Raw genomic sequence first — 18,135 nt, 5'->3', positions numbered from 1 at the left:
GCCTCAGTGGCCGAGGTGGGCGCCACCGTTGACGTGCAGCACCTGCCCGGTGACGTGGCCCGCGCCGGGACCGGCGAGGAACTCCACGGTCGCGGCCACATCCTCCGGGACGCCCGCGCGCTGGGTGAACGTGTCCGCGACCAGCCGCGCCCGGCGCTCAGGGGGCAGCAGCTCGCCGAAGAACTCGGTCTCCTCGACCAGGCCGGGGGCGACCACGTTCGCGGTGATCCCGTGCGGGCCGAGGCCGCGGGCCAGGTCGGCATTCCACGCCTCGAGCGCGGCCTTGGCCGCACCGTAGGAACCGGCTCCCGTGCGGGCGGCGATCGAGCCGATCGTGACCACCCGCCCACCACGGCCCAGCCGGGACCGCACCGCGGTGGTCACCAGCACGGCGCTGAGCAGGTTGGCGTCCAGGTTGGACCGCCAGGCCGCGGCGATCCCGGCGAGGTCGTCCGCAGCCGGGGGCTCGGTACCGATATCGGTATTTCCGCCCGCATTGTTCACCAGTACGTCGATCCGGTCCGGCAATTTCTCGAGTGCCGCACTGACGGCATCGGGATCGGTCGCGTCAAAAGCGACATAGCGGACTCCCAGCCGGGTGGCGGCCTCGCGTAGCACGTGCTCTCTGCGGCCGGTGATGGTGACCCGGTCGCCGGATTCGGCGAGCAGCGCGGCTACCGCACAGCCGATACCCGTTCCACCTCCGGTTACCAGAACTTCATTGGGGTGGGGCATGACAATAGTTCCTTTAGTGTTAAAGTTTATATTATGAGCGACACTAGAGGCGGGTCGGATAATCCGTCAAGCGACGCGGTGGACGAGATCCAGCGGTCCTGGTTGCGGGAGCGTCCTGGCACCCCGGTGTCCTCGATCGGTGTGATCACCCGGATCTGGCAGATCAGCAAGCTGCTCGAGGAGGACCGGAGGGAGACGATGCTCCGGCTCGGCATGGACTCGGCGACCAGGGACCTGCTCAGCGCCCTTCGCCGGGTAGGCGAGCCCTACCGGCTGACCGCGAGCGAGCTGGCGCACCGCATGCTGGTGACCGCGGGAGCGGTGTCCCAGCGAGTCGCCCGCGCGGAGAAGGCCGGGCTGGTCCGCAGGGTGCGTTCCACGCAGGACCGCAGGGGCGTGTTCATCGAGCTCACCCCGGAGGGGCACGCCACCATCGAGCGGACCGTGGACCTGTTGCTGCTGCACGAGGACGAGTTGCTCGCCGAACTGTCCCCCGAGCAACGGGAACAACTTGCCGACCTGCTCCGAGTGCTGCTGGGTTCGCTACGCGGGCGGGCCGGTGTCTGACCCCGAGGTCGGGTCGCCGGATGTCACAGGTCCGTAATGCCACCGAAGGCCCCGCGGGCCTGCTTGCTGTTCCAGGATGGACGAATGGGACAGCAGAACTGGAGACACTCGATGCTTCGCGCGCGCAAGGCCGGCGCGGCGGTCGTGTCCTCGCTCGCCGCCGTGGTCCTGGTCGCCTGCGGTGCGGACCAGGGCGCCGAGCAGGACGCGAGCGCGACCGGGGCCTCGACCACCCAGGCCACGCCGAGCGGCACGACCGGCTCGACGGATACGCGGGAGGGCACCACCGAGCCCGCGGTCACCGTGCCGGAGAAGCTAAAGTTCACCAGCACCACGCTGGAGGGCGCCGAGTTCTCCGGGGAGAGCCTCGCCGGAGAGGCCGCGGTGCTCTGGTTCTGGGCGCCGTGGTGCCCGAACTGCGCGGCGGAGGCACCGGCCGTGGCCGAGACCGCGGGCACCCACGCCGGTGAGGTCACCTTCCTCGGCGTGGCCTCCCAGGACGAGGTGGGCAAGATGAAGGACTTCGTCCGCGAGCACGACCTCGGCGGCTTCACCCACCTGCAGGACACCGGCGGCGAGGTGTGGACCAGGTTCGACGTGACCTATCAACCCGCCTACGCCTTCATCAGCGAGGACGGCACGATCGAGGTGGTCAAGAACCAGCTCCCCGCGGCGGAGCTGGCCGAGCGGGTCGACCGGCTCGCCGGCGCGTGATCCGCGGATGGACCTGGACACACTCGGCTTCGCCCTCGCGGCGGGCATGGTCGCGACGGTGAACCCCTGCGGGTTCGCCATGCTGCCCGCCTACCTGACACTCGTGGTCGCCGGGGACGGCGCCGACGGTGCCGGTCGATCGGCTCGGGCCGCCGCGATCGGTAGGGCACTCGCCGCGACCGCGACCATGGCCGTCGGCTTCCTGGTGGTGTTCGGCGCCTTCGGGCTGGTGGTCGCGCCGCTGGCGGCCTCGGTGCAGCAGTACCTTCCGGCGGTCACCGTGGTGATCGGCTTCGCGCTGGTGGCGCTGGGCGGCTGGATGCTGGCGGGCAAGGAGATCACCCTGCTGCTACCGAAACCGGGCAGGGGGGCGCCGACCGCGCGGCTCGGCTCGATGCTCGGCTACGGCTTCGCCTACGCGATCGCCTCGCTGTCCTGCACGATCGGGCCGTTCCTCGCGGTGACCGCCTCGACCTTCCGCGGCGGCTCGGTCGCCGAAGGGGTCACCGCCTACCTCGCCTACGGCCTCGGCATGACGCTGGTGGTCGGGGTGCTCGCCGTGGCCGTCGCGCTGGCAAGGTCGGCGGTGGCGGGCGGCGCGCGCCGGATCCTGCCCTACGTCAACCGGATCGGCGGCGGCCTGCTGGTGCTGGCCGGCCTGTACGTCGGTTACTACGGGGTACACGAGCTGCGTGTCTTCCACGGGGGCGGCTCCACCGCGGACCCGATCGTGGACGCGGCGCGCGAGGTGCAGTCACTGCTGGCCGCCTGGGTGGACGCCGTGGGCGCGTTGCCCCTGCTGCTCGCCCTGGCGGCACTGGTCATCCTCGGCGTCACCATCGGCCGCGCCCGCACCAGATCCCGCCGTTGATCCCTAGTGGATGTGCAGGCGGGGCTTGTGCTCCAGGTGGGAAAGGCCGTTCCAGGCCAGGTTGACCAGGTGCGCCGCGACCTCGTCGCGCTTCGGCTTGCGCGCGTCCAGCCACCACTGGCCGGTCAGCGCGACCAGGCCGACCAGCGCCTGCGCGTACAGGGCGGCCAGCTTGTCGTCGTAGCCACGGGCGGCGAACTGCTTGCCGAGGATGTGCTCCACCTGCCCGGCGATGTCGTTGAGCAGGGTGGAGAAGGTGCCGGTCGAGCTGGCCACCGGGGAGTCACGCACCAGGATGCGGAAGCCGTCCTGGGACTCCTCGACGTAGGACAGCAGCGCCACCGCCGCCTGCTCCAGCATCGCCCGCGGATGACCCCCGTGCAGGGTGGACACCATCCGGTCGAGCAGGAGCTGGGTCTCCCGGTCGACGACGACCGCGTAGATCCCTTCCTTACCGCCGAAGTGCTCGTACACCACGGGCTTGGATACGTTCGCCCGATGCGCGATCTCCTCGATCGACGCCCCGTCGAAGCCCTTCTCGGCGAACAGCTCCCTGGCCACGTTCAGCAGTTGCTGCCTGCGCTCGGTCCCGCTCATCCGGACCCTGGCCACCGGGGCGGCCGGGCGCGCCCCGGTGGCCGTTTCGCGCTTGGCCCTCCGTCTCGCCGCCACTTGCACAGGGTAGCGGCCCGCGTCTAGTGGGACTCGGTCGACAACCTGGCCAGCCGCTGCGCTGACGGCCACTTCACGTTGTACGCCCAGCCGAACTTCTCGAACAGCCAGATGACTCGCGCCGAGATGTCGATCTGGCCGCGCCGCACCCCGTGCCTGGCCGAGGTGGGGTCGGCGTGATGCAGGTTGTGCCAGGACTCACCGAAGGAGAAGATCGCCAGCGGCCAGAAGTTCGCCGAACGATCCCGTGCGGTGAACGGACGTTCACCGATCATGTGACAGATCGAGTTCACCGACCAGGTGACGTGGTGCAGCACGCAGACCCGGACCAGCCCGGCCCAGAAGAACGCGGTCACCCCGCCCCACAGCGACCAGGTGAGCAGCGCGCCGAACACCCCGGGCAGCACCAGGCTGAGCAGCGTCCACAGCCCGAACAGCCGGTCGACCCTGTTCAGCGCCGGGTCCTTGACCAGGTCGGGGGCGAACCGCTGCACGTTGCTGGTGTCCCGCTCGAACAACCAGCCGAGGTGCGCGTGCCAGAACCCCTTCGCGATGGCCGCCGGGCTGGTGCCGAACAGCCACGGCGAGTGCGGGTCACCCTCCCGGTCGGAGAAAGCGTGATGCCTGCGGTGGTCGGCGACCCAGGTGATCAGCGGGCCCTGTACGGCCATGCTGCCCGCGATCGCCATCACCACTCGCAGCCAGCGCTTGGCCTTGAACGAGCCGTGCGTGAAATGCCGGTGGAAGGCCACTGTGATGCCCAGCCCTGAGACGCAGTAGAAGGCGAGGAAGATACCCACGTCGACCCAGGTCAACCCCCATCCCCAGGCGAAGGGGACGGCCGCGGTGAGGGCCACCAGCGGCACGAGCACGCCGAGGTACACCGTCACGTGCACGGGCATCGAGCGGCGGCCGCTGAGCATCGGCTTCTTGCCGGTACCGGATGGCTGCTCACCGGCGTTGGCGGAACGGTCGAGAGTGGCCGTCATGCGCGTCACTTCTTTCCGAGAGTTCAACAAGTCTCAAGCAAGGGTCACCTTACCTACGTTTCCGTAAGTTACGGTACAGGAGGTTTCCGGGATCGGGGTAGAGTCTGGTCGTGGCCCGGCGTCCCGGCCACCCTCGCGGCCAGGGCGTCATCGTGCCCGTTCGGGCAGGTCAGCGGCTGTGGCCAGGAGCCGTCCGGCGCACCCACCGGCCACCGTGCTCGGCGCGGAACCGGTGTGACTATCCTGACCAGGCGCGATCCGCCGTAGTGTAAGTGGCAGCACTTCAGATTTTGGTTCTGACAGTTCAGGTTCGAATCCTGGCGGCGGAGCGGTTCCTTCGGCAACGACGGGAATGTACTGGCACGAGGGGGTGCAGGCGGCTGCACGACGAGGCCCCGAACGCGGGGGAAGCCGACTCGCGGGACACCGAGCCACGCGATACCCACCGCCCGGCGTTGGGCGACATGTCCGATGCCTGGCTGCTCGGTCGTGCCCGCGAACTGATCGCCGCCGTCCAGCGCAGCGACCGGGGCGAGCAGCTGTCGGTGATCGCCACCCTGGACGAGATGCTGGAGGAGGCCCAGCGCCGCGGCGAGCCCGTGCTCGTCGCGCAGCTGCTGCGGGCGGCCGCGCTCGCCAGGCTGGTCACCAAGGGCCTCGCGACCGAGGCCGAGCCCCGGCTGGACGAGATGCTCGCGCATACCCGCAGGCACGGGCTCGCGCTGCTGCGCTCGGACGCGCATGCCCTGCGCGGCCGGCTGCTGGTGCTGGCCGGGCAGGAGGACGCCGCCCTCACCGAGATCGCGCGGGCGCTGGCCATCCTGGACGACGCCGCCACACCCGACCTGCAGCTCGGCAGGAGGGCATGGGACCGGCTGCTGTCCTCGGCGCTGATCGACTGCTGGATCGTGCTCAACCAGCTCGGCGTGTACGAGGCCGCGGAGGAAGTGATCTCCCGCGCGCACCAGGCGATCAGGGACAGCGCGGGTCCGCACGAGATCACACTGCAACTGATCAACCGGATCAAGATGCTGCTCGGCTGGGGGCTGCGGCTGGAACGCGTCGGGCGTTACGACGAGGCCGGTGAGAAGTTCCGTACGGCCGCCTCGATGGCCATCGCGGTCGAGGCGCCGTTCGCCGAGTCGCTGTTCCCGCGGCGGGCCGGTATCGCGGCCGTGGACCAGGTCGGCGTGCTGGCCGCCGCGCTCGCGCTGGCCGCGCCGAGCGCCGCGCATATCGAGCGGCTGCGGGAGCTGCTGAGCACGGACGGTTGGCCACACGAGCACGTGATCGTGACCATCGCGCTGGCCCGCTGCCTTGACAGCGACTGCCGCCGCGAGGAGGCGGTGGACACCCTGCTCACCACGCGGCACCGGCAGGCGGAGGACAACTCGCAGCCTTCGATGCGGCTCAACCTGATGCGCGAGCTGGCGCGCCTCGGTGAGACCGAGCCCGGCCAGCCCGGGGACCCCGGGGAGGCCGAGGGCCGGATCGAGGTGGATGGCAAGCCCGGCGGCCTGCTCTCCGACTACGCCGGCGCGCTGGAGGCCGAGCTGTGGTCGCTGCGCGAGTCGCAGATCGCCACCCTGAACACGCGCCGCGAGCACGAACGGCTTTCCGCCGAGCACGGCGCGATCACCCAGCAGGCCCTGCAGGACCCGCTGACCGGCCTGCCCAACCGGCGCGCACTGGACGAGCGGCTCCGTGCCCTCGCCGGCACGGCCGACTCCCAGCCCCTCGCCGTGGCGTTGGTGGACCTGGACGGCTTCAAGGACGTGAACGACCGGCACTCGCATGCCGAGGGCGACGACGTGCTGCGGGTGGTGGCCAGCACGCTCCGGGACGCGCTGCGCGGGGACGACCTGGTGGCCCGTTACGGCGGGGACGAGTTCATCGCCCTGCTGCCCGGAGCGCCGGTCTCGGCCGCGAAGCAGGCACTGGGCAGGGCGGTCAGCGCCGTGGCCGCCCTGCCCCATCACCTCTCCCACGGGGTCACCCTTTCCGTCGGCCTGGTCTCGCTGCGCCCGCAGGAACGCGCCGAGCAGGTCCTCTCCCGGGCCGATGCCGCCATGTACCAGGCGAAGCGCCGTGGCGGTAACCAGGTGGCCTCGGCCACCCTCGGTGCGGGCGACGAGGAAGGCGAACCGCCTGAGCACGACGTCGAGACCGACCCGACGTGGGGCCTCGAAGACCACACGTAGGATCGTGCCCCGGTACGAGTTCCGCCCCTGTTTCGATCTTGAGGAGTGCCGTGACCGGCCCGTTGAGCACGTTGATCCTCGCCGCCGGTGAGGGCACCAGGATGCGTTCCGCCCTGCCGAAGGTGCTGCACCCGATCGCGGGGCGGCCGCTGGTCGAGCACGCAGTGCGTGCCGCGGCCGGGCTGGGTCCTGAGCATCTGCTCGTCGTGGTCGGGCACGGGCGCGAGGCGGTCACCGAGCAGCTGGACCAGGTGGGCAAGGCGCTCGGGCGGCCGGTGTCCACGGCGGTACAGGAACGCCAGAACGGCACGGGGCACGCGGTGTCCTGCGCGCTCGCCGAGCTGCCCGCGGGGCTCACCGGGACCGTGCTGGTCAGCTACGGGGACACGCCGCTGCTGAACACCGAGGCACTCACCGAGCTGCTCGCCGAGCACCGGGACAGCGGCAACGCGGTCACCGTGCTCACCGCGGTGGTCGAGGACCCCTCCGGCTACGGGCGGATCGTCCGGGACGCCGATGGCGCGGTGACCGGGATCGTGGAGCACAAGGACGCCACCGCGGAGCAGCGGAGCATCGCCGAGATCAACTCCGGCGTGTACGCCTTCGAAGCGACGGTACTCGCCGACGCCCTTTCCCGGCTGTCCACGGACAACGCGCAGGGCGAGCTGTACCTGACCGACGTACTCGGGATCGCCCGCGGCGACGGCCGGAAGGCAGGTGCGCTGGTGGTGGACGACCCCTGGCTGACCGAGGGCGTGAACGACCGGGTGCAGCTCGCCACGGTCGGCGCGGAACTGAACCGGCGGCTCGTGCGGCACTGGCAGCGTGCCGGCGTCACCGTGGTCGATCCCGCGACCACCTGGCTGGACGCGGGGGTGACCCTGGCCAGGGACGTCACCATCGCGCCGGGGGTGCAGCTGCACGGCGGCACCACCGTCGGCGAGGGCGCGACCATCGGCCCGGACACCACGCTCACCGACGTCACGGTCGGCGAGGGGGCGAGCGTGATCCGCACGCACGGGTCCGGTGCCGTGCTGGGCGCAGGTTGCTCGGTCGGCCCGTTCGCCTACCTGCGGCCGGGCACCCGGCTCGGGGACGAGGGGAAGATCGGCACCTTCGTGGAGACGAAGAAGACCGACATCGGCAAGGGCACCAAGGTGCCGCATCTGACCTACGTCGGCGACGCGACCATCGGCGAGCACAGCAACATCGGCGCGTCCAGCGTCTTCGTCAACTACGACGGGGAACGCAAGCAGCACACCACGATCGGTTCGCATGTCCGAACCGGATCGGACAACATGTTCGTAGCGCCGATCACCGTGGGTGACGGTGCCTACAGCGGGGCGGGAACGGTCGTACGGCGGAACGTCCCGCCGGGAGCGCTCGCCGTGTCGGGGGGTCCGCAACGCAATATCGAGGGCTGGGTCGCGCGGCGCAGGCCGGGCAGCTCAGCGGCGGAGGCGGCCGAGGCCGCCCTCGCCGCACAGCAGGAAAATCAGCAGAACCAGGGGCACCTGGAGAACGCAGCAGACGACGGGGAGTCGCAACCATGAGCCCAAAGTCCGGTACGCCGAAGAAGAACCTGATGCTGTTCTCCGGGCGAGCGCACCCCGAGCTGGCCGACGAGGTCGCCAAGCACCTCGACGTGACAGTCACGCCGCAGACCGCACACAACTTCGCCAACGGCGAGGTCTTCGTGCGGTACCAGGAATCCGTGCGCGGTTCCGATGCGTTCGTGATCCAGAGCCACTGCACCCCGATCAACGAATGGGTGATGGAGCAGCTCATCATGGTGGACGCGCTCAAGCGCGGCAGCGCCAAGCGAATCACCGTGATCATGCCGTTCTACCCCTACGCGCGGCAGGACAAGAAGCACAAGGGCCGCGAGCCCATCTCGGCACGGCTGGTCGCCGACCTGTTCAAGACGGCGGGCGCCGACCGGATCCTCACCGTGGACCTGCACACCGCGCAGATCCAGGGTTTCTTCGACGGTCCGGTCGATCACCTGCTCGCGCAGACGGTGCTCGCCGACCACATCACCGAGACCTACGGCAATGCCGACGTCACGGTCGTCTCCCCGGACTCCGGCCGGGTGCGGCTGGCCGAGAAGTGGGCGCAGCAGCTCGGTGACCGGCCGATCGCGTTCATCCACAAGACCCGTGATCCCGAGCAGCCGAACCAGGCCGTGGCCAACCGGGTGGTCGGCCAGGTGCGGGGAAGGCTGTGCGTGTTGATCGACGACATGATCGACACCGGCGGCACGATCGTGAAGGCCACCGAGGCCCTGCTCGAAGCGGGGGCCTCGGACGTCGTGATCGCGTCCACGCACGGGATCCTCTCCGACCCGGCGACCGAGCGGCTGGCCAAGTGCGAGGCCCGCGAGGTGATCGTCACCAACACGCTGCCGATCCCCGAGGAGAAGCGGTTCCCGAAGATGACCGTACTGTCCATCGCGCCGCTGCTGGCCCGCGCGATCCAGGAGGTCTTCGAGGACGGCTCCGTCACCAGTCTCTTCGACGGCAGCGCCTGAGAAACAGGCACTGAACGCCGGGAGCGAAACAGCGGGCGAGGTGCCGAGCCGGGGCGTAGGTTCGCGGTCATGCGAGGGTTTCGGTTCGGGGTGAGCCTGCGTACGGTCGGCGGCCCTGCGGAGTGGTACGCGAAATGCCGCCGGGCGGAGGAACTCGGCTACGACGTCATCGCCGTGTCGGATCACATCGGACCAGGCAGGCCCGCACCGTTTCCGGCGTTCGCCGCGGCGGCCGCGGTGACCGAACGCATCCGGTTCACCCCCTTCGTGCTGAACGTGCCGTTCTACAACCCGACACTGCTGGCGCGCGAGGTGCGCACCACCGCGGCGCTCACCGGCGACCGCCTGGAGCTCGGCGTCGGCGCCGGGCACATGAAGTCGGAGTTCGACGACGCGGGCCTGCCGTGGCTGCCGGCGGGCGAGCGCATCGACGTCCTCGAGCGGGCGCTCGGCGAGCTGCGCCGCCGGTTCGCCGAGGAGGACACCCCCGCTCCCCCGCTGCTGATCGCGGGCAACAGCGACGGTGTGCTGGCGCTGGCCGCCCGGCATGCCGCCATCGCCGGGTTCAGCGGGCTGCGCCAGGCGCCGGGCCACCCGCCGGGCACCTTCCACCTGGCCACCGCCGCGGAGCTCGACGAGCGCGTGGCCTTCTTCCGCGAGCAGGCAGGCGAGCGCGCGGCGGAGATCGAGTCGAACCTGCTGATCCAGCACGTGGCACGGACCGGGGACCCGCGGGCCGAGTTGGACCGCTGGGCCGCGGAGATCCCGCACCTCGACCTCGGCGCGGACGAGCTGCTCGACGCGCCCCAGGTGCTGGCCGGCGACCCCGCCCGGATGGCCGACCTGCTGCGGGAACGCCGCGAGCGCTACGGCTTCAGCTACCTGACCGTGTTCGAGCCTGCGATGGCGGACCTCGCTCCGGTCATCCGGGAACTGGACGGTGAGTAAGGCCCCTGTCGGGAAGGCAAAAAGCCTGCTCTAGACTGTGCAGGTTGTCTCGGCGAGGCGGGCTCCCCCGGTGCCCGACGTGATCGACGCGGCGGCTCGAGTTGCCACCCGCTGCGCACGTCGTGCCTGCGGCATCGTGGATTCGCCGCCGAACAACCACCCGCAACAGGCCTGATCCCCACGCAAGGAGAGCACCACCGTGTCCGAGGTACGTCTGACCGTCGAGCCGCGCACCGAGTTCGGCAAGGGCGCTGCGCGCCGCACCCGCCGCGCGGGCAAGATCCCCGCGGTGCTCTACGGCCACGGCGCCGACCCGCGGCATCTCTCCCTGCCCGCCGTGGACTTCGCCAGGGTCATCCGGGACAACGGCCAGAACGCCGTGCTCACCCTGGATGTCGCGGGCGCCAAGGAGAAGGCCGAGAAGGGCACCGAGCTGGCCCTGACCAAGACCATCACCGTGCACCCGCTGAAGAACTACATCGAGCACGTGGACCTGCTCGTGGTGAAGCGGGGCGAGAAGGTGACCGTGGACATCCCGGTCGTGCTCACCGGCAACCCGGCCCCCGGCACCCTGGTCCACCAGGAGCTGGACACCCTGCAGATCGAGGTCGAGGCGCTGCACATCCCGGAGCAGCTCGAGATCTCCGTCGAGGGCGCCGAGATCGGCACGCACATCCTCGCCGCGCAGGTCACCCTGCCCGCGGGTGCCGAGCTGGTGACCGACCCCGAGTACATGGTCGTCGGCGTGAACGAGTCGCCGACCGAGGAGTCGATGGAGGCCGACGTCGACGCCGAGGGCGCCGGCGTGGTCGAGGACAAGTCGGAGAGCGAGTCCGCCGCGCAGTAAGCTCGGACCAGTGACACAGGATCTGCCCGGGGCCGGCGAGCTGGTGCTGCTCGTCGGCCTCGGCAATCCGGGGCCCCGCTACGCGGGCAACCGGCACAACGTCGGGTTTCTCGTGCTCGACGAGCTCGCGGCCAGGGTCGGCGGCAGGTTCAAGGCGCACAAGGGCGGGGCCGAGGTGCTGGAGGGGCGGCTCGCCGGCCGCAAGGTGGTGCTGGTCAAGCCGCGCTCGTTCATGAACCTCTCCGGCGGCCCGGTGGCGGGCACCGCGCGGTTCTTCAAGGTCGGTCCGGAGTCGGTGGTCGTCGTCCACGACGAGCTGGACCTGCCCTTCGGCGCGCTGCGGCTGAAACTCGGCGGCGGCGACAACGGCCACAATGGACTCCGCTCCATCACGAAGTCCCTGGGCACGAAGGAGTACTACCGGGTCCGGTTCGGCGTCGACCGACCATCCGGCCGGATGGATCCCGCCGACCACGTGCTGAAGGACTTCTCGACCGTGCAGCGCAGGGAGCTCGCGCTGCACCTCGATCGCGCTGCTGACGCGGCCGAGGCCCTGGTCGGCAGTGGACTTGCCGCCGCGCAGAACGCCTTCCACGCGGCATGACCGGGAACCTCGCGCAAGGAGATCCTGACCACCCCCGAGCGGTGTGGTCAGCCTAACGTTACGTGTCCGGGCACTCACCCAAACGCGGTCATTTACGCCCCTATTCGAGTCGACACGGTTCTCGACCCTGGCGTGATCGGTCCGTGACCGGCTACCACGGAAGGCGGCACGCACGTAGCCCCGCCTGGAAGTGAGCCCCGATGTCGCTGACCGCCGACGATGCCCGCAGCGTGGATTTCGGCACCGCCCCGATCGGTCGCCGCGGTTACGCCAAGGACGAGGTCGACGCCTTCCTACGGCGCATCGCGCTGACGCTGTCCGGGGAGGACGACCTGACCGCGGCCGAGGTCCACCATGTCGAGTTCTCCCGGCCACTCATCGGCCGGCGAGGCTACGACGAGCGGGAGGTCGACGCGTTCCTGGACGCCGCCGAGGAGGAACTGCTCGGCCGCAGCGGCCTGAGCGGGGACGCGCACCGCGTGCCGGCCGCGAGGGAGCAGTCTCCCGCGGTGGACGAGCACAACGAGCACACCAGCCACGCGGACCGGGGCGACTCCCGGCCCGCGCCGGAAAGGGAACACCTGTAACCCGCCCAACTCCCATCCCCCGGGGGCACACCATGGCAGTGACCGCTGAGGACGTCCACAACGTTCGCTTCCCCAGGGCCGCGCTCGGCACCAGGGGCTACAACGAGGTCCAGGTCGACCGGTTCCTGGACCGGGTGGCCGCCACCTTGGAGGGCGAGGACAACATCTCGGCCGCCGTCGTCCACGAGGTCTCCTTCAGCCGCACGCCGCTCGGCAGGCGTGGCTACGACGAGGCGGCCGTGGACGCGTTCCTCCGGCTGGTGGAGAGCACCCTCGTCGCACAGCAGGTCGGCGTGCCGGCGGGCGGTGCCGGACCGAGCGGCCCGTACGTGGCACCCGCGCTGGAGCACAGCCATGCCCGCAAGCCGCTCTGGCGCCGGGTAGTACCCAGGTAGGTGGCCCGGCTAGGAAGCCGAGCCCCCCGCGACCCGCTCGGCGTACTGGCTGGCCGTCGCCGCCCGCTTCACCTTGCCCGATGGCGTCTTGGGCAGGTTGCCCGGCGCCAGCACGACCACGGAGTAGGGACGGATCTCCACCGCGTCCCGCACCCGCGCGGAGACCTCCTTGGCCAGTGCGCGCTCGGCCTCCTGGTCGCCGGCCAGTTTCGACTCCAGCACCACCGCGAACCGCTCCCGCTTGGTGCCCGCGTCGATCCGCACGGCGACCGCGTTGCCGGCCCGCACACCCTCCACCGAGGTGGCGGCGCGTTCGATATCTGTGGGATAGATGTTGCGACCGCCCATAATGATCACGTCCTTGGCCCGGCCGCAGATGATGATCTGGCCGTCGACCAGGTAACCGAGATCCCCGGTGGCGAGCCAGCCATCGGCATCCTGAGTGACCGCCGGGCCGTCCATGGTCAGGTAGCCCGGGGTCACCGCCACCCCGCGTAGCCGGATCTCGCCGACCTCGCGTTCGGCCAGCCGGTTTCCGTGCTCGTCCACGATCTCGGCTTCCAACCCGGGCAGCGGCCTGCCCAGCCTGGCGAAGGAGCGCACCTCCTCGGTGCCACGGCGCGGATCGTCCTCGGGCACCGGAACCGCACGCTGCTCGGCCTCCAGCGCCCGCGCCTCGACCACGTCGAGGGAAAGGCCCGTGCCCACCGGTACGAAGGACACCGCGAGGGTCGACTCGGCCATGCCGTACGCGGGGAACACCGCCCGCGGGTCCAGCCCGAACCGGGCACCGGCCTCGGTGAACATCCGGACCGCACCCTCGTCGATCGGCTCGGCGCCGTTCAGCGCGATGCGCAGGCTGGAAAGGTCATAGGTGGTGTCGTCCTCGACCTTCGCCATCCGCCTGCCCACGATCGCGTAGGCGAAGTTGGGGGCCGCCGTGGCGGTACCGCGGTACTTGCTGATCAGTGTGGGCCAGATCAGCGGCCCGGAGAGGAACTCGACCGGGGTCACCTTGACCAGTTCGACGCCGAAGGTCATCGGCAGCGTCAGGAAGCCGACCATGCCCATGTCGTGGAAGGTCGGCAGCCAGGACACCATCACGTCCTCGGCGAAGACGAACTCCGCCGCCTCCGCCATCGCGGTCATGTTCGACAGCAGGTTGCGGTGGGTGATCCGCACCGCCTTGGGTTCCGCCGTCGAGCCGCTGGTGAGCTGCAGCAGCGCCGAGTCGCCTTCTTCGGTCGGCACCGGCTCGGGCAGCGGCTCCCCCGCGAGCAGGTCGGTGATCGTCCGGAAGGCGATCCCGTGCTCGGTGAGCACCGGCGCCAGCTGGTCGAAGGGCTCGCCCAGCAACACCAGCCGGGAACCGATCATGCCCAGCACCCGCACGGTGTCCTCGGCCCACTCGGCCAGGTCGGTACGCGGGGTCGGCTGGTGCAGCATGGTGACGCTGCCGCCGGCCAGCCAGACCGCCTGCACGGTCGGCGCGATCAGCGCGGGCGCGGCGGCCAGCACGGCAACCGCGTCTCCCCGGCCGAGGCCGTCCTCGACCAGTGCGCCCGCCGCCCTGCGGGCCTCCTCGTGCACCTCACCCCAGGTCCGCCGGACGGGCTCGTCCGGCTCGCCGGTGACCATGCCGCGTTGCCGACCGTCCTCGTCCGACGCCACCGCCGACGCGACCATCGTTTCCACGAACCGACTCATGGGTTAACCCTACCTATCGGCCGTGACCACGGCTTACTCGACAGCCTCCGAGGTCTCCAGCCAGCGTTGCTCCACCTCGTCCTTCTCCGCGAGCACCGTCTTGAGCTCGTTGTTCAGCTCCTGCAACCGGTCCGGGTCGGTGGCCGCCGCGGCGAGGGCGTCGTGCAGCTCGGTCTCCTTCTTGTGCAGGGTGTCCAGCCGCCGTTCCAGCCTGGCCAGCTCCTTCGCCGCCACCCGCCACTCGGCGGCGCTCGACTTCGCCGCGCCCTGCTGCTTGGCCTGCGGTCGCGGTTCGGCCGCCGCGGACCGGCGGGAGAGGTACTCCTCGATGCCGCCCGGCAGGTGGGTGACCTCGCCGTCACCGAACAGCGCGACCACCGTGTCGCACACCCGCTCCACCAGGTAGCGGTCATGGGATACCGCCACCAGCGTGCCCGGCCAGGAATCCAGCAGATCCTCCAGTTGCTGCAGGGTGTCGATGTCCAGGTCGTTGGTCGGCTCGTCCAGCAGCAACACGTTCGGTTCGGCCATCAGCAGCCGCACGAGTTGCAGCCGCCTGCGCTCGCCACCGGAGAGGTCCTCCACCGGCGTCCACTGCCTTGCGGGCGGGAAGCCGAGCTTCTCGGCCAGCTGGGAGGCGGAAAGCTCCTGCTTGCCGAGAGTGACCCTGCCGGCGATCTCCTCCACCGCCTGCAACACGCGCAGCTCCCCCGGCAGATCGTCCAGCTCCTGGCGCAGGTGGGCGAGCCGGACGGTCTTACCCTCGATGCGGCGGCCCGCGGCGGGCTCGGTCTCCCCCGCCAGCACACGCAGCAGGGTGGTCTTGCCCGAACCGTTCACCCCGACCAGACCGATCCGGTCACCAGGGCCGATCCGCCAGGTCGCGTTGTCCAGCAGGGCACGCTCGCCCGCGGTGAGCGTGACGTTCTCCAGCTCCAGCACGGTCTTGCCCAGCCTGCGCTTGGCGAAGGTGAGCAGCTCCACCGTGTCCCGCGGCGGCGGCACGTCGGCGATCAACGCCTCGGCGGACTCGACCCGGTACCGCGGCTTCGAGGTACGGGCCTTGGCTCCGCGTTGCAGCCAGGCGAGTTCCTTGCGGGCCAGGTTCTTGCGCTTCTCCTCCGCGCTCGCGGCCAGCCGGGCCCGCTCGGCACGGGCGTAGACCCAGTCCGCGTAGCCGCCCTCGTACTGCTCGACCCGGCCACCGGTCACCTCCCAGGTACGGCCGCATACCGTGTCCAGGAACCAGCGATCGTGGGTGACCACCACCAGCGCGGTCTTGCGGGCGTTCAGGTGATCGGCCAGCCAGCGCACGCCCTCCACATCGAGGTGGTTGGTCGGCTCGTCCAGCACCACCAGGTCGAGCTCGGCCACCAGCGTGGCGGCCAGCGCGACCCGCCTTCGCTCCCCTCCGGACAGTGCCGAGGTCGAGGTGTCCAGCCCCAGCGCGGAAATCCCCAATCCGTCTACAATAGACCGAACGCGCGAGTCGGCCGCCCACTCGTACTCGGCGGCATATCCGGCGAGGACGACCTCGCCCACCGTGCTCCCCTCGGGCAGGTCGGTGCGCTGGGTGACCACGGCCAGCCGCAGCCCGCCGACCCGGCTGACCCTGCCGGAGTCCGGCTCGGTGATCCCGGCGAGCACCTCGAGCAACGTGGTCTTCCCGCCACCGTTGAGGCCGACCACACCGATCCGCTGCCCCTCGCCGACTCCGAGCGACACCTTGTCCAGCAACGGGCGCACCCCGTAGGACTTGCTCACCGACTCCAGGTTGATCAGGTTGACCATCGAAACCGCTTGACCTTTCCAGGTGTTCTATCAAATGTCGGGTTGTTCAGGTCCGTAGCGTGTGTCACCACTGCTGTGAACTGCAACGACCTCCCGCCCGTCGCCCACCGCCGCCCAACCGGTGGCGCTGCGCGCCGCGGTGACCCATGGGCCTGGCGGCCCGCGGTCGCTGGGTCGTTCCGAATAACCCTCCAGGTATGGGGAAGTCGTCCGTCGTTCCGCGTCGCCCACAGCGCTCAGGCGTGCGCCTGGGGCGGCACGGGCCGCGGTGACTCGTCGCCGCCCACCATGCGGGCACCGGGCACCGGGCCGTGTGCCACCCGGACCGTCCGGCACACCCCGGCTCCGGAGAGCTCGGCCGCCACCGCCAACGCCGACTCGGCGTCCACGCACAGGAACGCGCAGGTCGGCCCGGAACCGGACACCGTGCCGGCCAGCGCCCCCGCGCTGACCCCGGCCCGCAGCGTGCGGCGCAGCCCCGGGCGCAGGGACACCGCGGCGGCCTGCAGGTCGTTCCCGAGCAGCAGGGCGAGCTGGCGCGGGTCACCGGAGGCAAGCGCCTCCACCACGGGATCGTGCGAGCCGACCCGCGGCGGGTCACCCGCGGACCGCAGCCGGTCCAGCTCGCCGAACACCCGCGGGGTGGAAAGCCCGCGCTGGTCGAAGGCGAGCACCCAGTGGAAGGTGTGCCTCGCCAGCACCGGGACAAGCTGCTCGCCCCGCCCCGTGCCCAGCGCGGTACCGCCGTACAGCGCGAACGGCACATCGCTGCCGAGTGTGGCACCGACCTCGGCGAGCTCGTCCCTGGTGAGCTCGAGGCGCCACAGCGAGGCGAGCCCGACCAGGGTGGCCGCGGCGTCGGCGCTGCCACCAGCCATGCCCCCGGCGACCGGGATCCCCTTGCGCAGGACGACGCGAACCTTCAGCTCATCCTCCGGCCTGCCCACCCGCGCGGCCAGTGCCCGCACGGCCCGCCAGGCGAGGTTGTTGCCGCCGGTCGGCACGGAGTCCTGCCCCTCGCCGTACACCTCGACCCCGGGCTCCTCGGTGGCGGCCACGGTCACCTCGTCGCTCAGCGACAGTGCCTGGAAGATCGTGGTCAGCTCGTGGAAGCCGTCCGCGCGCGCGTCGCCGACCGAGAGGTGCAGGTTGACCTTCGAGGGCACCCGGACGGTGACTGGTGGCGGGACGACGGCAAGCACGAGTCCAGCCTACGTGGCTGCCGGCGGCGCCGATTCACGTGTCGAGAGCCTGTTGCGGAGCAGGCACCGAGGCCAGGTCCATGGCGACACCGAGAACGATGCCGGAGTCGTAGGGCACGCTGACCCCGCCGCCGAACATCATGTCGTGCCCGAACAGCACGGCGACCAGCGAGAGCCGGATGCGCAACTGCGTCGCCTGGTCGGTCTCGCCTGCGCAGAGCAGCTCGAACAGCTCGCTCAGCCGACTGCTCAGCACGCGCTTGACGTCGAGCTCGCGCATGGCGGCCTGGTTCTGCTGCATGCAACGCATCAGCGCGCCCATCCCACTCTCCACCAGTGCGGCGAACCGCCGCAGCACACCGACCCGCATCCCGGCCGGGTCCCGCTGGGCACGCCCCCAGGCGATCACCTCGTCCAGCTGCGCGCCGAGGTTGTCGATCAGGCCGAGGATGATGTCGTCCTTGGTGCGGTAGTGGTAATAGAGCGCGGCCTTGGTGACGCCGAGCCGGTCGGCGATCTCCCGCAGCGAGGTGCGTTCATAGCCCTGCTCGGTGAACAGCTCGAGCGCGATCCGCTGAATGTTCTCCCTGGTGTCGGTGCGCCGCCCAGCCATCGCCACCTTCTCCCGCACGCTCGAACGCCCGAACTTACTTGACGACCGGCTGGGTTTCGCTAACCTGGCCCTGCCATTACTTGCCGGCCGGTAAGTAATGGCTCTCGTCTCGCAGCTTACCCGCTGTGCCGTGCTCCACTCATGCCGTAGAGGGGATCCGTC

At 70.6% G+C, this 18,135-nt stretch carries 18 protein-coding genes and 1 tRNA gene; 12 read left to right on the top strand and 7 right to left on the bottom strand.

The window, feature by feature from the left end; translation table 11 throughout:
• Positions 1 to 3 precede the first annotated feature (3 nt).
• Positions 4 to 735 carry an SDR family NAD(P)-dependent oxidoreductase gene (locus FB471_RS25960; RefSeq protein ID WP_142000945.1) on the bottom strand — a complete coding sequence of 244 codons (732 nt, stop codon included), beginning with the start codon at positions 733 to 735 and terminating at the stop codon, positions 4 to 6.
• A gap of 33 nt (positions 736 to 768) precedes the next feature.
• Between FB471_RS25960 and FB471_RS25955 the strand changes: the two genes are divergently transcribed.
• The 3 genes from FB471_RS25955 (at position 769) to FB471_RS25945 (ending at position 2,887) form a co-directional block, all read left to right on the top strand.
• Positions 769 to 1,302, top strand: a complete 534-nt coding sequence (locus FB471_RS25955) for a MarR family winged helix-turn-helix transcriptional regulator (RefSeq protein ID WP_142000944.1) — start codon at positions 769 to 771, stop codon at positions 1,300 to 1,302.
• A gap of 84 nt (positions 1,303 to 1,386) precedes the next feature.
• Positions 1,387 to 2,016, top strand: coding sequence for a redoxin domain-containing protein (locus tag FB471_RS25950; RefSeq protein WP_211358145.1), 630 nt, complete (start codon positions 1,387 to 1,389; stop codon positions 2,014 to 2,016).
• Positions 2,017 to 2,023: 7 nt separating this feature from the next.
• On the top strand, positions 2,024 to 2,887 hold the full coding sequence (locus tag FB471_RS25945) for a cytochrome c biogenesis CcdA family protein (protein WP_142000943.1): 864 nt from the start codon (positions 2,024 to 2,026) through the stop codon (positions 2,885 to 2,887).
• A 3-nt stretch (positions 2,888 to 2,890) separates the two neighbouring features.
• Here FB471_RS25945 and FB471_RS25940 read toward each other — a convergent pair whose 3' ends face one another.
• Positions 2,891 to 3,484: a TetR/AcrR family transcriptional regulator gene (locus FB471_RS25940; RefSeq protein WP_142002498.1), complete on the bottom strand. Its 594-nt coding sequence runs from the start codon at positions 3,482 to 3,484 to the stop codon at positions 2,891 to 2,893.
• Between the two features lie 98 nt (positions 3,485 to 3,582).
• Complete coding sequence (locus FB471_RS25935) at positions 3,583 to 4,548, bottom strand: acyl-CoA desaturase (RefSeq protein ID WP_142000942.1); 966 nt, start codon at positions 4,546 to 4,548, stop codon at positions 3,583 to 3,585.
• A gap of 257 nt (positions 4,549 to 4,805) precedes the next feature.
• Between FB471_RS25935 and FB471_RS25930 the strand changes: the two genes are divergently transcribed.
• The 9 genes from FB471_RS25930 to FB471_RS25890 all read left to right on the top strand — a co-directional run bounded on the left by FB471_RS25930 (position 4,806) and on the right by FB471_RS25890 (position 12,660).
• A tRNA-Gln gene (locus FB471_RS25930) sits at positions 4,806 to 4,877 on the top strand.
• Between the two features lie 135 nt (positions 4,878 to 5,012).
• A complete protein-coding gene (locus FB471_RS25925; RefSeq protein WP_142000941.1) occupies positions 5,013 to 6,749 on the top strand; it encodes a GGDEF domain-containing protein in 1,737 nt (578 codons plus the stop codon).
• 50 nt (positions 6,750 to 6,799) lie between these two features.
• On the top strand, positions 6,800 to 8,302 hold the full coding sequence (gene glmU, locus FB471_RS25920; RefSeq protein ID WP_142000940.1) for a bifunctional UDP-N-acetylglucosamine diphosphorylase/glucosamine-1-phosphate N-acetyltransferase GlmU: 1,503 nt from the start codon (positions 6,800 to 6,802) through the stop codon (positions 8,300 to 8,302).
• Positions 8,299 to 9,279 carry a ribose-phosphate diphosphokinase gene (locus FB471_RS25915; protein ID WP_142000939.1) on the top strand — a complete coding sequence of 327 codons (981 nt, stop codon included), beginning with the start codon at positions 8,299 to 8,301 and terminating at the stop codon, positions 9,277 to 9,279. The genes glmU and FB471_RS25915 overlap by 4 nt, the downstream gene beginning before the upstream one ends.
• 69 nt (positions 9,280 to 9,348) lie before the next feature.
• Positions 9,349 to 10,227 (top strand): TIGR03621 family F420-dependent LLM class oxidoreductase, encoded by an 879-nt coding sequence (locus FB471_RS25910; protein WP_142000938.1) that lies wholly within the window; start codon positions 9,349 to 9,351, stop codon positions 10,225 to 10,227.
• A gap of 199 nt (positions 10,228 to 10,426) precedes the next feature.
• Entirely contained in the window at positions 10,427 to 11,074 is a 648-nt protein-coding gene (locus FB471_RS25905) for a 50S ribosomal protein L25/general stress protein Ctc (RefSeq protein ID WP_142000937.1), read from the top strand.
• A gap of 10 nt (positions 11,075 to 11,084) precedes the next feature.
• Positions 11,085 to 11,678: an aminoacyl-tRNA hydrolase gene (pth, locus tag FB471_RS25900; protein WP_142000936.1), complete on the top strand. Its 594-nt coding sequence runs from the start codon at positions 11,085 to 11,087 to the stop codon at positions 11,676 to 11,678.
• 200 nt (positions 11,679 to 11,878) lie between these two features.
• Positions 11,879 to 12,265, top strand: coding sequence for a DivIVA domain-containing protein (locus tag FB471_RS25895; protein WP_142000935.1), 387 nt, complete (start codon positions 11,879 to 11,881; stop codon positions 12,263 to 12,265).
• 32 nt (positions 12,266 to 12,297) lie between these two features.
• Positions 12,298 to 12,660, top strand: coding sequence for a DivIVA domain-containing protein (locus FB471_RS25890; protein ID WP_142000934.1), 363 nt, complete (start codon positions 12,298 to 12,300; stop codon positions 12,658 to 12,660).
• Between the two features lie 9 nt (positions 12,661 to 12,669).
• Here the strand turns inward: FB471_RS25890 and FB471_RS25885 are convergent, their stop codons facing one another.
• From FB471_RS25885 to FB471_RS35565, 4 genes are all read right to left on the bottom strand, one after another.
• Positions 12,670 to 14,367, bottom strand: a complete 1,698-nt coding sequence (locus tag FB471_RS25885; protein ID WP_142000933.1) for a fatty acyl-AMP ligase — start codon at positions 14,365 to 14,367, stop codon at positions 12,670 to 12,672.
• A gap of 33 nt (positions 14,368 to 14,400) precedes the next feature.
• A complete protein-coding gene (locus FB471_RS25880; protein WP_142000932.1) occupies positions 14,401 to 16,158 on the bottom strand; it encodes an ABC-F family ATP-binding cassette domain-containing protein in 1,758 nt (585 codons plus the stop codon).
• 236 nt (positions 16,159 to 16,394) lie between these two features.
• The gene (locus tag FB471_RS25875; protein ID WP_142000931.1) at positions 16,395 to 17,360 is read right to left on the bottom strand and encodes a 4-(cytidine 5'-diphospho)-2-C-methyl-D-erythritol kinase; all 966 of its coding nucleotides are present in this window, start codon (positions 17,358 to 17,360) and stop codon (positions 16,395 to 16,397) included.
• A 34-nt stretch (positions 17,361 to 17,394) separates the two neighbouring features.
• Entirely contained in the window at positions 17,395 to 17,973 is a 579-nt protein-coding gene (locus tag FB471_RS35565) for a TetR/AcrR family transcriptional regulator (RefSeq protein WP_142000930.1), read from the bottom strand.
• Positions 17,974 to 18,135 lie beyond the last annotated feature (162 nt).

Source organism: Amycolatopsis cihanbeyliensis, assembly GCF_006715045.1.
Classification (GTDB): Bacteria; Actinomycetota; Actinomycetes; order Mycobacteriales; family Pseudonocardiaceae; genus Amycolatopsis; species Amycolatopsis cihanbeyliensis.
Note: the sequence above shows the minus strand (reverse complement) of the source record. Positions and strands in the feature narration are given on the sequence as shown.

Bases quoted from the DNA above. Each gene is read 5' to 3' on its own strand.
- FB471_RS25915 (WP_142000939.1), top strand. From the start codon at position 8,299: ATGAGCCCAAAGTCCGGTACGCCGAAGAAGAACCTGATGCTGTTCTCC.
- FB471_RS25955 (WP_142000944.1), top strand. From the start codon at position 769: ATGAGCGACACTAGAGGCGGGTCGGATAATCCGTCAAGCGACGCGGTG.
- FB471_RS25895 (WP_142000935.1), top strand. From the start codon at position 11,879: ATGTCGCTGACCGCCGACGATGCCCGCAGCGTGGATTTCGGCACCGCC.
- FB471_RS25935 (WP_142000942.1), bottom strand. From the start codon at position 4,548: ATGACGGCCACTCTCGACCGTTCCGCCAACGCCGGTGAGCAGCCATCC.
- FB471_RS25890 (WP_142000934.1), top strand. From the start codon at position 12,298: ATGGCAGTGACCGCTGAGGACGTCCACAACGTTCGCTTCCCCAGGGCC.
- FB471_RS25880 (WP_142000932.1), bottom strand. From the start codon at position 16,158: ATGGTCAACCTGATCAACCTGGAGTCGGTGAGCAAGTCCTACGGGGTG.
- FB471_RS25910 (WP_142000938.1), top strand. From the start codon at position 9,349: ATGCGAGGGTTTCGGTTCGGGGTGAGCCTGCGTACGGTCGGCGGCCCT.
- FB471_RS25945 (WP_142000943.1), top strand. From the start codon at position 2,024: ATGGACCTGGACACACTCGGCTTCGCCCTCGCGGCGGGCATGGTCGCG.
- FB471_RS25925 (WP_142000941.1), top strand. From the start codon at position 5,013: ATGTCCGATGCCTGGCTGCTCGGTCGTGCCCGCGAACTGATCGCCGCC.
- FB471_RS25950 (WP_211358145.1), top strand. From the start codon at position 1,387: ATGGGACAGCAGAACTGGAGACACTCGATGCTTCGCGCGCGCAAGGCC.
- FB471_RS25885 (WP_142000933.1), bottom strand. From the start codon at position 14,367: ATGAGTCGGTTCGTGGAAACGATGGTCGCGTCGGCGGTGGCGTCGGAC.
- FB471_RS25940 (WP_142002498.1), bottom strand. From the start codon at position 3,484: ATGAGCGGGACCGAGCGCAGGCAGCAACTGCTGAACGTGGCCAGGGAG.
- FB471_RS35565 (WP_142000930.1), bottom strand. From the start codon at position 17,973: ATGGCTGGGCGGCGCACCGACACCAGGGAGAACATTCAGCGGATCGCG.
- FB471_RS25960 (WP_142000945.1), bottom strand. From the start codon at position 735: ATGCCCCACCCCAATGAAGTTCTGGTAACCGGAGGTGGAACGGGTATC.